The 14,459-nt window shown below is 31.9% G+C and carries 9 protein-coding genes and 1 pseudogene; 7 read left to right on the forward strand and 3 right to left on the reverse strand.

Annotated elements, in window-relative coordinates; translation table 11 throughout:
- Positions 1-99 precede the first annotated feature (99 nt).
- The gene (locus tag BW731_RS09215; protein WP_158080196.1) at positions 100-3,036 is read left to right on the forward strand and encodes a GH25 family lysozyme; all 2,937 of its coding nucleotides are present in this window, start codon (positions 100-102) and stop codon (positions 3,034-3,036) included.
- Between the two features lie 18 nt (positions 3,037-3,054).
- Positions 3,055-5,634: a GW dipeptide domain-containing protein gene (locus BW731_RS09220; protein ID WP_079347554.1), complete on the forward strand. Its 2,580-nt coding sequence runs from the start codon at positions 3,055-3,057 to the stop codon at positions 5,632-5,634.
- Positions 5,635-5,721: 87 nt separating this feature from the next.
- Here BW731_RS09220 and BW731_RS09225 read toward each other — a convergent pair.
- From BW731_RS09225 to BW731_RS09235, 3 genes and pseudogenes are all read right to left on the reverse strand, one after another.
- Positions 5,722-5,916: pseudogene (locus BW731_RS09225) on the reverse strand (transposase); the annotation flags it as partial.
- Positions 5,917-5,925: 9 nt separating this feature from the next.
- Complete coding sequence (locus BW731_RS09230; protein WP_079344899.1) at positions 5,926-6,885, reverse strand: IS30 family transposase; 960 nt, start codon at positions 6,883-6,885, stop codon at positions 5,926-5,928.
- Between the two features lie 83 nt (positions 6,886-6,968).
- A complete protein-coding gene (locus tag BW731_RS09235) occupies positions 6,969-8,078 on the reverse strand; it encodes an ISL3 family transposase (RefSeq protein WP_079347558.1) in 1,110 nt (369 codons plus the stop codon).
- Between the two features lie 317 nt (positions 8,079-8,395).
- Between BW731_RS09235 and BW731_RS09240 the strand changes: the two genes are divergently transcribed.
- The 5 genes from BW731_RS09240 to glpK all read left to right on the forward strand — a co-directional run bounded on the left by BW731_RS09240 (position 8,396) and on the right by glpK (position 14,450).
- Positions 8,396-9,298, forward strand: a complete 903-nt coding sequence (locus BW731_RS09240) for an AEC family transporter (protein ID WP_143592772.1) — start codon at positions 8,396-8,398, stop codon at positions 9,296-9,298.
- Between the two features lie 78 nt (positions 9,299-9,376).
- Positions 9,377-9,889: a GNAT family N-acetyltransferase gene (locus BW731_RS09245; RefSeq protein WP_079347562.1), complete on the forward strand. Its 513-nt coding sequence runs from the start codon at positions 9,377-9,379 to the stop codon at positions 9,887-9,889.
- Between the two features lie 109 nt (positions 9,890-9,998).
- On the forward strand, positions 9,999-11,309 hold the full coding sequence (locus BW731_RS09250; RefSeq protein ID WP_079347564.1) for an NAD(P)/FAD-dependent oxidoreductase: 1,311 nt from the start codon (positions 9,999-10,001) through the stop codon (positions 11,307-11,309).
- On the forward strand, positions 11,299-12,792 hold the full coding sequence (locus BW731_RS09255; protein ID WP_158080197.1) for a helix-turn-helix domain-containing protein: 1,494 nt from the start codon (positions 11,299-11,301) through the stop codon (positions 12,790-12,792). Before BW731_RS09250 ends, BW731_RS09255 begins: the two co-directional genes overlap by 11 nt.
- A 152-nt stretch (positions 12,793-12,944) precedes the next feature.
- A complete protein-coding gene (gene glpK / locus BW731_RS09260) occupies positions 12,945-14,450 on the forward strand; it encodes a glycerol kinase GlpK (protein WP_079347568.1) in 1,506 nt (501 codons plus the stop codon).
- Positions 14,451-14,459 lie beyond the last annotated feature (9 nt).

A 14,459-nucleotide genomic window follows, 5' to 3' on the forward strand; every position in this document is an offset into this window, starting at 1 on the left:
TATTATGAATATTTTTTTTAAATAGTATTTTTAAAAATAGAGGTTATAATGTATAATGTGTATAACATGTAAAAAATGTGCTTTTTTGGGGAGGAAATTATGAAAAAAAGGATTAATACAGGACTTTGTTTATTATTATTTAGTACACCTATACTAACTTTAGCATCGGAAACCACAAACTCAAGCCAACAAGAGGGAGTTGGCGAGAATAAAACTATTGAAAGTACAACAATGAGTGACGGGATAACCGATAATACGGGAAGTACAGATACGTCTGACTCATTGGATAAAGCAAAACAGTCGGAAACAAAAAATAAAAAGGAAATTATTTATCTAAATGGTGAAGCCATTGAGATTGATGCTGAACCAGATAATTTAAAGAATGCTGAAGAAATGGTTATCACAGAAGAAAACCAAAGTGCTATGGGTGATTCATTCAAAAGTCTGACTCGTAGTTTTGATGATAAAGCATTTCTATCAAGTAATAAAGATTTACCACGTATGGATTTTGTAGACGTTTCTTCTCATCAAGGTGAAATAACAGTTTCTGATTATCAAAATATGAAAAAACAAGGGGTAACAGGGGTAGTTGTTAAATTAACTGAAAGTACCTCTTATACGAATCCTTATGCAAAATCTCAAATTAATAATGCTAAGGCAGCAGGTCTTAAAGTAAGTGCATATCATTACAGTTGGTTCACTAATAAGCAAAGAGCCGAAGCTGAGGCAACTTATTTTGCAAATGCTGCTAGGAGTTTAGGATTAGGAACTGATACAATTTTAGTAAATGATGCAGAAGAATCTTCAATGAATAATGGTCGAATGACTGAAAATTCATTATATTTTGCATCAACACTATCAAATAAATTCGGATATAAAAATATTCATCATTATAGCATGGCGAGTTGGTTTACACCTGGAGTAATCGATATGACCAAATTGGGTGGAGAACAGTTCTCTTGGAAAGCTCATTTTGTTAATAATCCATCAAAAAATAATTTATTATACCAATCATCTTCTGCTTGGCAATGGAGTAGTCAAATGAAATTTGTTGGAGATAGAGTTTCTAATAGACTATTTGATGTGAATATTGATTATAAAGGAAGCTTTTCAAATCCTTCTTATGTTGAGGATTTTCCAGAAACACAAATTTCTAAAAGAAAGTTTATCAATAAAGATTATGGTATTATTTATGAACGTCCATACACTTCAGGTGTATCTAAAATAGATACAACTGCGGGAATGAAGAATCAATTAGTTTATTTAACAGCTGAGTCTAAAACAGATTATGGATTATGGTATAAATTTGCCTATTCCAAAGGTGGAGTTAGTTACACTGGTTGGATTAAGTCAACTGATTTAGATGATGTAATTAATCATCAAAACGTCAATAAGAGTTTATATATAAAAAATAATAATGCTCATGTGTATGACACACCTTATACTGAAACAACAAAAAAAATTGATACCACACAAGGAATTAGTGGAACCATTTTTAAAGCTACAAAAACAGCTACTACTGGTTACGGAAACTGGTATTATGGAACATACGCTAAAAATGGCGTACAAAAATCTGGCTGGATTAAGTATAACGATTTAGGCGATTATACAAATTATGAAAATACTAAGGGTCTATTTTATGTGAATAAAGATTATGGAGATGTCTTTAACGAACCTTATGAAGGATCAAGTACTAAGAAAGTTTCTTCTTTAGAGAATATGAAAAATGTTGTATTTTCTTATACAGCTAAAGCTACAACAGCATATGGAACATGGTATCAAGGAGAATTTATAAAAAATGGTCAAGTAGTTAAGGGATGGGTAAAAGATAAGGATCTCTCTACTACATACACTTCAAATATTGAAAATGATACTAGAGAAGTTATTACCAATAAAGGGTACATTTATGATACTCCTTATAATAAAGGTTACACGAAAAGAATAGGCACAACGACTGATTATTTAAATAAAACAATTCATGTAACGCGTTCAGTTAAAACTCCATATGGTTTATGGTATGAAACAACATTTAATATAGACAACAAAGTAGTAACTGGATGGATTAAGTCAACGGATACATTGAAAAAAGAAGTGGTTAGCGGGACATTATACGTTAATAAGGACTATGGAGACGTATATGATTCAGCTTATGTGCGTGGTAAGTCTAAAAAGGTAGATAATTTAAATAATATGAAAAATGTTCCGTTCTCATATAAATCAAAAGTAATAAATGAATATGGGACATGGTATGAAGGTGAATTCATAAAAAATGAAAAAACTGTTAAAGGATGGATTAAAGAAACAGATTTAAATAAAGACTATACTTATAATAGTGAAAATGATACCCGTTATGTAATAAATGATAAAGGATATATTTATGATTCGCCTTATAACATGGGATATACTAAAAAAATAGGAACTGCTACTGGGTACAAAGACAAGAGTATCAAAGTGACTAAATCTGTTAAGACACCATATGGTTTGTGGTATGAATCTCAATTTACTATTAATAATAAAGTAGTGACAGGTTGGATAAAATCAACGGATATTGATAAGTATGATCATTTTGAAGTAGCAAAAGGATTATTCTATGTAAATAAAGATTACGGTTCTGTTTATGATAGTCCATATGAAAAGAATAAAACAAAACAAATTGCTAATTTGAATGATATGAAAAATGTTGTATTTTCTTATACAGCTAAGGCCACAACGTCTTATGGGACATGGTATCGAGGTGAATTTATAAAAGATGGTAAATTAGTTAGTGGCTGGGTTAAAAATACAGATTTAAGTTCAAGCTATACTGATGAAAAAATTAATGTTATGAAACATATTACTAACTTATCTGGTTATATTTATGATTCACCATATAATGAAAATTACACCAAAAGAATTGGTACTGCATCAGATATTTTAGAACAGAAATTCTTAAGTACAAAACGAGTCAAAACACCATATGGTTTATGGTATGAAGCTAAATATACTCAAAATGGTAAACAAACAACAGGATGGATTAAATCTGTTGATTTAGATTAATCAAATTTGGAGGCTATTATGAAAAAATCAGGGATTATACTATTTTCGTTAATGTTATTAGGACAACCGTTAGTATCAGTGGCGGTTGATACAACGCAAAGTAGTTCAATAATTAGTAGTGACAAATATTCAGAGGGAGTAACTGATAGTACATCAGTGATACCAGAAACGAGTACACAAACCACGGATTCAACTACAAGTACTAGTGAGTCTACGAATGCCAAATCGGCAGAAGATGAATATCAAAAGATGGCTGAGCTTGCTTTAAAGGCTCAAACACCAGAGGAACAAGAAAAAGTATTAGAATATATTAAAGAGAATACTGACTATGCTTCTAGTGGAGCGTTTTCAGGAATGATGAATAGGGCTTCTAGAAAAATGGGTGTTGCTGAGTATATGGGAACAACCAAAGCTAAATTACTAAATGAATTACAAAGCCATGAAAAAGATAATTTTTATTTAGGAACCCCTTTTAGAAGTATTTGGATACCTAGTGAACAAAATATGAGTCCAAATGGAGCGCCGAATAGATTTGGTCCAGGGATGAACTGCACTGGATTTGTTGCAACAGCGTTTAAAAGATCAGGAGGAGATTTAGGTCAAATTACTCGTGTTGCTAATGCGTGGGGAGATGTTGCTAATGCTTATAACTGGCGTGATGCTTTGAGTAAAAATACGGAATATTATGAGTTTAATTCTGTTGAATCACTCCTTGCTAGTGGTAAAGCTGAAAAAGGTGATATTTTGTATTTTGAACCAAATTATTCAATTCCCGGGTATGATCCTCATATTGGTTTTTTCTGGGGAAGTAAATCAAATGAAAATAAAATGTGGCATTCTTATGATAAAAATAGAATCAGTAATATAAAAGCAGCAAGACCATGGACTAAGATTCTTTTATTCAAACTAGGATCAAATAAAAATGATATTATTAGTCAGAAAAATATGGATGTTCAACGTTTCGTAAACACTAATGAAGCGTATGTTTACTCACGTCCCTATCAATCTGGAGATAGTAGAAAACAAACTACTAATGGTTTGAAGGATAAACAAGTAAGAGTAACTAAACAAGTAGAGAATGGATACGGAATATGGCAAGAGTTTACTTATAACGAATCAGGTAAAATTGTCACTGGGTGGATTAAATCAAATGAGTTTGATGATTATATTAATAAACAAAATTATTCTGCTAAACTTATTCTTAAAGGTAATACCGCCTATGTCTATTCACAGCCTTATTATCCAGGAGTAAATACACTTAATATTTTAAAAAATCAACAATATAAACCAGTTGAAATTACTCAAAAAGCTACGTCAGGATACGGTGAATGGTACTATAGTACAACTGTTGTTAATGGAAGAAAAGTTACAGGTTGGATGAAATCAACAGATTTTATAAAACAGTCACCATCAGTAGCTGTCAATAAGAACTATGTGGTAACTCAAAAAAATGGAGATATTTACGATACACCATTTCTATCTAAAAGTGAGACACGTAAGATAGCTTCTACTCAGGATTTATACCAAAAAAGTGTATTATTTACAGAAAAAGTCACAACAGGCTATGGTGAATGGTACAAAACTACTCTATCAAATGGACAGGCAGGATGGATAAAGTCTACCGATCTAAGCTATTATCACGACTATGAAACAACATCAGGAGCATTTTACTTAAATCGTAGCTATTCTGAAGTATACAATGAACCATATAGAGGAAGCCAAACAAATAGAATTGACCAATTGAGAAATATGGATAATGGATACTTTACATATACAGAAAAAGCCACAACTTCTTATGGAACTTGGTATAAAGGAACAATCATTCGTAATGGCAAGAAAGTTAATGGATGGGTAAAATCAACAGATTTGAGTAATAACTATAGTTCTACAAAAATCTCTGAGACTCGTGAAGTTATTAATGTGAATAATGGCGATATTTATGACAGCCCATATAATGATGGTCTAACTAAAAAAATCGCTTCTACATCAGATATTAAAGATAAAACTGTTAAAGTAACAGAAACAGTAAAAACTCCAAGAGGTCTTTGGTATAAAGCTTCAATTAGTCTGGCTGATAAAGAAATAATAGGATGGATAAAGTCATCAGATTTAAGTTACTACTCAAATGTTGAGAATGTAGAAGGTCAATTTTACATCAACAAAAATTATGGTGATGTATATGATGAACCACATAGAAAAGGTAATACAAAAGTTGTTGATAAATTAACTGATTTACAAAATACGCCGTTTGTCTATACACAAAAAGCAACAACAAATAGTGGAACATGGTATAAAGGTGAGTTTTATAAAAATAAGAAAAAAGTAACTGGTTGGGTAAAATCAACAGATTTAAATCAGGATTATGTTTCATCACAAGTTAATGAAACGAAAACTATTAAAACAAGTAAAGGCCATATCTATGATTCTCCATATAATGATTTCTTTACCAAAAAAATAGGAGACACTTCTAACTTGAATGGTAAGAGTATTAAATTAACTAGATCAGTAAAAACACCAAGCGGTCAATGGTTTGAATCTGAATTTGATATTGACGGCAAACAAACAACAGGTTGGATAAAATCAACAGATTTAAAATAACCTTAGCAAATTAAATGGGCTCTTTGTCAACTACTGTTGGTAAGAGTTAAAACGTTAGAATTTAGGATCTAGAAAACAACATGTTTTCTAGATCTTTTTTGGTGTCTTGAAGACAGATTTCTTTAAACAAATTGCTATTCGTAATTTGAAATTATAAAAACTTCTCATGCCATAGGCATTACGCTTAATGACTTTAATATGATTGTTCATACATTCTAAAGGACCGTTTGAATACGATGTTTCAAAAGTATTTTTTATTTCTTCTTGATACTTTCTAAATGTTTTCATTTGTCAAATTAAGCTAGACAAAATATCGTTGTCTACATAACTCAAAAATACTTCCAATGGTGTTTTATAGTTTAATGATTTTCTAGGAATATTATTTCTTTTAGAAGCGATAGATTGGATAAAAGATTCCTCAACTTTGTTGAAATCCATTTGTTTAGGTAATCCATCTTTACGTAATAACCCATTAGAGTTTTCATTTAAGCCACGTTGTGATGGTGTTCCTGGATCGGCAAAATAAATATCAATATCATTTAGATTGCTGATTGATTTCCAATTAGAAAATTCTTTACCACAATCGAATGTGATTGATTTAAATAGATGGCATGGAAACTTTTTAAACCAATTATTTAAACTATTTTCGATATCTATTGCTCGTCTGCCTATTGGTTTTAACGTAATAATCACTTTCGATAGTCTTTCAACGAGTGTGATAACAGCACTTTTATGATCTTTTCCAACAATTGTGTCACCTTCAAGGTGACCAAATTCATTATTAAAGAGTTGATAGTCCTTATTACGTTGATGGATGGTTCTTTTAAAGGCTTGTTTACCTCTTTTTTCTTTATAACCATTCGCTTTCCTTTTACCTTTCATAGGTAATGCGGTCAAATCAAACAGTCCTTGCTTAAATAATCTATAAAGAGTACTGATAGAACATGAGATAGGAAACTCAGCACGACCAATAATGACATCTGGAGTCCATCCTTGAACAACCTTCTTTTGAATGTATTCTGTTTCATTATCAGATAAAGAAATAGGACGCCTGCCACAATTCTTTTTATTATTTTTGTATCTTTTATAGTAATCTAGTGCAGATAATCCCTCATCAAAAGCTTTGTAAACATTATAGATAGTCTGTTTTGCTCGTTTCAATTGTTTCGCAACGTATGTTCCTTTTTTATTTTGATGGTAATAAGCTTCTATCAAAACTAGCTCGTCTGTAGTAAGATGTGTATAGGTCATTTGTGATCACTCTCCTTGTTTTCTTTGGTTGGAAATACAATTTGAGTGTATCACAAATGATTTTTTAGTTGTCTAGCTTAATTTTACAATCGGCGTGTTTTAAAAACAGGTATATACTCTTGAAAAAGAGTTTTTTGATTGATTAAATCTACAAATAAAGAATAATCTTTTGTTTGAAAAGCTCTTAAAATCTGTTGATAAATATTATAAGCATCTGTAAGTTCAGCATTGTAAGTAAGTAGGCGTTCAAGTAATTCTTTTTCAGAAAGATACGTTTTAAATGAAGAGTGCCATTGTTGTTGAATAAAGTCTAGTTTGCCATAACTTTTTTGAAGTAATTTCCAATATTTTTTTATTCGTCTATAAATAATTCCATTATCTTTATGCTTTAATTGATTCATTATTCTAATTCGTATTTTTTGAAAAGCTCTACCAATGTGTTGAACTAGATGAAATTTATCTAAAACGACTTTAGCGTTAGGAAAAAGTCTCTTAGTTAAGATGATGTAGGGTTGATAAATATCAGAAACAACATACTTCACTTGTTCTCTGTTAGATAAAGAGAATCCGTTAAAGTATTTCTCGATCTTAGATAATCTTCGATCAGGTAAAATATCAATTAACTCCTTAGTGTCACCATCTATCATAATAAAACTCATAGATCCAGCTACTTTTTTTACAGATTTAAACTCATCAAAACAAAGGACAGCTGGTAAGGAATAACTATATTTCTGAATGGGTTGATACCATTCTTTAAGTACCCGATAAACAGTTGAAGTAGAAACGTTTGCTTGTTTTGAAATGTCACTCATAGATTGTTTAGAAGTTAGTTTTTTAGCAACAAGACGTTTTAAATTGTTAGAAATAGAATTGTTTCTAGAAACAAAAGGCGTATCTAAAAAAAATGTCGATTTACAATCTTTGCACAAGAAACGACGTTTCATTAATTGAACATATGTAACGTATTCAGAAATAGCAGGAACTTTAATTAAACTAGCAGTATATCCCCACTTAATAATGTGTGTATCCTTTTCTTCGCAATGAGGACAACATTCTGGTGTTTCATCTAAAAAACCTTCAAATACTCTAGAGAAAACTCCCTTTATTTTCCTAGTAGACAAACAATTTTCATTAAAAATAATATTTAGGTCTAGTATATTTAAGATATCTTTGATAGTCTGTGAGTATGACATGTGGTATCCTCCTTAGATTGTTGTTTCGCAATTTCATTCTAACGGATAACACATGTTTTTGTGTACTAAAAACTGCTGGTAACTTTCGTTACCAACAGTAGAAATTATAGAGCCATTAAATGTTCAGACCACCAAGATACTTTATTATCTTGGTGTTTTTTTTCATTGATTAACCCTCCAATAAAAAAATAATTGAATGTAAGCCTATTCTTTATAAAGTCCACATTGACAGTGTTTTGAGTGAGCTATAAAATGAGTTCAGACGTTTAGTAAGTAGGGGTGTGTAGCGTCAAGAATTGGGGGAAAGTAAGTTGGGAATGACCGTGTTCAATGAAACAATCGTATTAATTTTTTTTATGTTTGTAGGTGTTTGGTTAAATAAACGAGGTAAATATTCATCAGGAGCAAATATTTATATAGGGTATTTGTTAACGACTGTTGCGTTACCAGCAGCAATTATTAATAGTTTTCAAGTAGATAAGAGTGATAAATTATTAGTTATGATGAGGCAAACAGCAATTTATACCTTTATCATGATTGTCGCAACACTGATTATTACCTATGTTATTGCAACTTTGTTTAGAAAAAAAGATATGTTACGAAGTTTATGGGTCGTTAGTTTAACTTTTTCAAACATATTATTTATCGGAATACCGATTGTTGGCAAATTATATGGTGAAGTTGGATTGATTGTCTTAGTAGTATGTAATACAGTAACAAGCTTGTTTTTATTCACAGTAGGGATTATGTTTTTATCTAATAGTCGAGAAATCAGAATTCGAAGTATTTTGACTACACCAGCTATTTTAGCAGCTGTCTTAGGGTTTGCGTTGTTTATGTTTGGTGTAAAATTACCAAAACCAATTCATACTTTTAATGTTGATTTGTCGATTATGACGGCTTCTCTATCTATGATTATCAATGGTAGTTTGTTCTCACAAGTAAAACTAAAAGAGTTGTTCTTCGATAAAGATAATTTACAATTTCTATTTGTTCGAGCAATTATTATACCCATTATTTTTATTCCAATATTAAAATTCTTTATCACAGATCCAATTATTTTAGGTGTGCTAGTGTTATTAGCTTCTATGCCAGTTGGCTCATTGGATGCGATTTTAGCTGAAGAATATGCTGGCGAAGGAACAAAAGTGTCACAATACATTGCATTGACAACTGTTACAAGTATGGTAACATTACCAATTATTATGTCATTAATATAAATAAAAAAAGTATCTGAGAGGATACTTTTTTTATTTATATGGTATAATTTTTAAAACTGAACGTGGAGGAAGAGTGACGTGATATATACACGATTAGCGAAAAAAGAAGATGTACCTCAAATAGTAACCATCATTGAAGAAGCAAAAGACGTATTAAAGAAAAGTGGGAGCCCACAATGGCAAGAAGGCAGCCCAAATGAGTCAATGATATATGACGATATTGAGCATCATTATGGCTATGTCTTAGTTTATGATAACCAAGTAGTTGGCTATTTGGCTATGATTAATCAAGAAGATGAAGATTATAAAATTTTAACCAATTGGCAGCAGACGTCTGACTATATTGTGATTCACCGAGTAGCCATCTCATCTAACTATCAAGGACGTGGGTTAGCAAATTATTTTTTCTCTAATATATTGAGCATTGCATTAAGCAAAGGCTATTCAGCTGTGAGAATCGATACACACAGAGTGAATGTAACCATGCAAACTCTATTAGAAAAGTTTGATTTTGTTTACCGAGGGATAGTATATGTTGCCTCTGATATCGATGGTGAACGTTTTGCTTATGAGTTGGTAATTGAAGACTAATTAAAAAGATATTAAAACAGCTAAATATTTGCTAGAATCGATTTATAAAGCATGTGTTTTTATGATGCTAATTAAATTGATTTTTTATTGATGTTGGAGGTGGGTAGAAATGAAGGTAATAATCGTTGGTGGCTCATTTGCGGGCATTCATTGTGCGATTAAGGTAAAAGAGTTGTATCCGTCATTTGATGTGGTACTGATAGAAAAAAAGACAAAAATAGGTTACATACCTAGTGGGTTATCTATGTTGTTGAATGGTGAAATTGATTCATTAGAAGAAGCCTATTTTATGACTAAGAAAGAACTAGAAAAGACTGGGATTAATGTATTAACTGATACAGAAGTTTTATCCTATGACTTTAAGGGCAAAACAATCGATACAACAAAAGGATTGATGTCCTTTGACAAATTAGTATTAGCAACTGGCTCGTCACAAAAATCATCAAAAATGGAAGATGATTTTGATCATATTAAAACATATAAAGATAAAGAATCAGCTGAACAGACATTAAACGCATTAAGTAATGTTGACGAAGTTATAGTGATAGGAGCTGGACAAGCTGGAATGGAGCTTGCGAGTGGGTTAATCTATCAAGGGAAAAAAGTTCATGTCATTGAGACGATGGATTATCCGCTATATAAGTATTTCGACAAAGATTTCTTAAAATCTTTTTACACTGCAACAGGAGACATTCCCAATATGACGTTTCATTTCAGTGAGACAGTAAAGGAAATTGATGAGTCTAGGTTAGTACTATCAAATGGAAAAACGATGAACATCACTGATAAGATGGTACTTAGTGCAAATAGTGTGAGACCCGAATTATCTATTTTTAATCACCAACTACGAGCTAATAGTGATAATACACTGTATGTTGATGATTATTTAGAAACATCTGTATCTGACGTTTATGCGATAGGGGACTTGATACAAGTGCCAAGTTTTCTGTTTCATGCACGAGTTTATGCCCCATTGATTGTCAATGCCGTACAAACGAGTATGACGTGTGCCAAAAATATTGTGAAAAAAAAAGAAACCCTTAGACCAATGTTAAAAACAGTTGGAATTAAATTATTTAATCATTATTTGGCGAGTACTGGTTTGATGGAATCAGAAGGCTTTTTATATGATGCGGAAGTTAAAAGTGTGATTATTACCTTGCCAATATCAACAGTGAGTAAAAAAGAAGTAAGTATCAAATTAGTTTATGACGGGAAAAATTATCACTTGTTGGGTGTGCAGCTTATTTCTAAAGAACCAATTTTAGATAAAATAAACACCTTTGCCCTAATGATAAAAGAGAGGATAGATATAAGGAATCTGAGTCAATTACCTCATTTCTACAATGCTGTTTTTGCGAATACATCGTTAGGTCTGCCGGATGTGTTTGGAAAAGGAGATGATTTGGGTGAGATTTGATGAGTTACTTGAAAAAAAAGAAGCCAAACAAGTACAACTTCTAAAAAGTCTCTTACTTCGTGGTGGGACGTCGATGATTAGCTCATTAGCCAAGGAGCTTGGCATTAGTAAATCATCTCTTGAAACGTACATTGAGGATTTGATGTGGATTAATGATACATATAAAAAAGAAGCAACTTTGTTTTATGACGGGGCACTTGTCACGTTAGAGTTAGCTCCCAGTTTTTCTTTAGAAGTGATTGAAACACATTTGTATAAAGACTCCATTAAATATCAAATTATGGACTATTTGTATCATCATTTTGAGTATTCAACTGTTGCGTTGACTAATAGAATAGGCATCAGTGAGTCAACACTTTTTCGTAAAATAAAAGAGTTGAATGTGTCACTGAAAGAGTTTGGTTTGACTATTTGGCAAGGTAAGTTAGTTGGAGAAGAAAGTCAGATTCGTTACTTTTACTATTGTTTTTATTGGTATTTAGATAATTATGCACAAAAAGAGATATCATTTAAACAACAATCATTGATTGATGCAATAGAGCGAGGATTAGGCGTTAATTTTTTACCTGAAAATACGAAACGTATCAATTTATGGCTGATTATTTCAAAAAAAAGGATTAGTTACGCCTCACCAATATATACAGAACTAAAAAAAGCAATAGAACCTTACGAACGAGACACACTTTACCTTGAGTTAAAATCAATTGTTTTACGTGTTTTAGGGCACTACGCTGTAGAAGTAGATGAGGAAGAAGCAATGATTCATTTTTGCTTTTTAATGAGTTTTCAAGCGATGTCTCAAAATGATTTTTATAAATATGAGATACTTCGCTCCAAATTTACACCAGTCGGATTAGTGGATACCTTTATTTTAGAGTCGTTAATTTTATATTATGCACCACTGAAACTATCACATCAATTGGAAAGCCAAGTTAATTATTATTTGTCGCGTGTTCACTACAGATTATATTTTTTTAGAGGAACCATTGAGGTATTATCACGTGAATACATTATAGAAACTGAAAAAGACTGGTCAGGGCATGTGATTGCACCGTTAATTGAAACACTTTTTTCGTCAGTCGAAGGAGACTATGAAGGTTTAAGTTTAGAACATAATAAGACGCTAATTGACTACTCAAAATTACAGTATCTTCATATTATTGCGTTAATTGATAGTCAAATTAATCGCACAGTAACAATTGGTGTCAAACTTGTGTTAGAAGATGTGTATCAAGACGTATCAACCACTCGCTTAATTAACGAAATAAATTGTTTGAATGGTGTGAGATGCATGAAGTATGATGCGTCTAAATCATTTGACCTAGTGATAAGCAATAAGCCAATAAATCACGCTAAAGCTCAAACTTATCTTTTGTCAGAATTAGGTACAACGTATGATGTGATTCATATTACTCGACTCATTCGAGATATTTCTACAAATAAAATGACAAAAGAAATAAACGTTAAAAAAATCCAATTATAATTGGTCTAAGTAGTATATAATTTAATAAGCAATATGAAACAGTCAATTATTTGTAAAAATAAATAAATATTGACTGTTTGTTTTATAAAAAAAAGGGTAGAATGAATCTATCAAAAAGAAAACGCTATCTTAAGTGTTTGGGAGGAATTATCATGACAGAAAAATCTTATATTATGGCGATAGACCAAGGTACAACAAGTTCTAGAGCAATTATTTTTGATAAAGCAGGAAATAGTGTTGGAAGTTCTCAAAAAGAATTTACGCAAATTTTCCCTGAATCTGGATGGGTAGAACACAATGCAAATGAAATTTGGAACTCGGTACAATCTGTTATAGCCGGCGCATTGATCGAGTCAGGTGTTCGCCCAACTCAAATTAAAGGTATAGGTATTACAAACCAACGTGAAACCACAGTTATCTGGGATAGAAAAACTGGAAAACCAATTTACAATGCTATTGTGTGGCAATCAAGACAATCTGCTCCTTTAGCTGAAAAGTTAAATGAAGACGGTTACGCAGATATGATTCATAAAAAAACTGGTTTAGTCGTTGATGCTTACTTCTCAGCTACAAAAGTTCGTTGGATTTTAGATCATGTAGAGGGCGCTCAAGAACGTGCAGAAAAAGGCGAATTAGCTTTTGGAACAATTGATACATGGTTATTATGGAAGTTAACAAACGGAGCAACTCACGTAACAGATTACTCAAACGCAGCTAGAACAATGATGTATAACATTCATGATTTAGAGTGGGATGACGAAATCTTAGAACTATTAAATATTCCAAAATCGTTATTACCAGAAGTTAAAAGTAACTCAGAAATTTATGGTTACACACAAAGTTACCACTTCTATGGTAGTGAAGTGCCAATTGCTGGTATGGCAGGTGACCAACAGGCTGCATTATTTGGTCAATTAGCATTTGAAGAAGGATCAATTAAAAACACTTATGGAACTGGTGCATTTATCGTCATGAACACTGGTGAAAAACCTCAATTATCAGACAATAAATTATTAACAACAATTGGGTACGGAATTAACGGTAAAGTTTATTACGCGTTAGAAGGTAGTATCTTTGTTGCTGGATCAGCTGTTCAATGGTTAAGAGATGGTTTACGTATGATTGACTCATCTGCTGAATCAGAACAATTAGCAAATGAATCAACAAGTGATAATAGTGTTTATGTTGTACCAGCATTTACTGGATTAGGAGCACCTTACTGGGATTCAGAAGCACGTGGCGCAGTATTTGGCTTAACTCGTGGAACAACTAAAGAAGATTTTGTTAAGGCAACACTACAAGCAATTGCTTACCAATCAAAAGATGTAATTGACACGATGCAAAAAGATGCTGGTGTGAAAATTCCATTAATTAAAGTAGACGGTGGAGCAGCAAATAACAATTCATTATTACAATTCCAAGCTGATATTTTAGATATTAAAGTTCAACGTGCATCTAACTTAGAAACAACCGCTTTAGGAGCAGCTTATTTAGCTGGTTTAGCTGTAGGATTCTGGAAAGACTTAGATGAATTAAAAGAATTTACACAAGAAGGTGAAATCTTTACTCCTCAAATGAGTGAAGAAGAACGTACAGAATTGTATGAAGGATGGACAGAAGCTGTTAAAGCAACACAACTATTCAAGAGAATTAAATAATATAAGGAC

It is taken from the genome of Vagococcus martis (assembly GCF_002026305.1).
GTDB lineage: Bacteria > Bacillota > Bacilli > Lactobacillales > Vagococcaceae > Vagococcus > Vagococcus martis.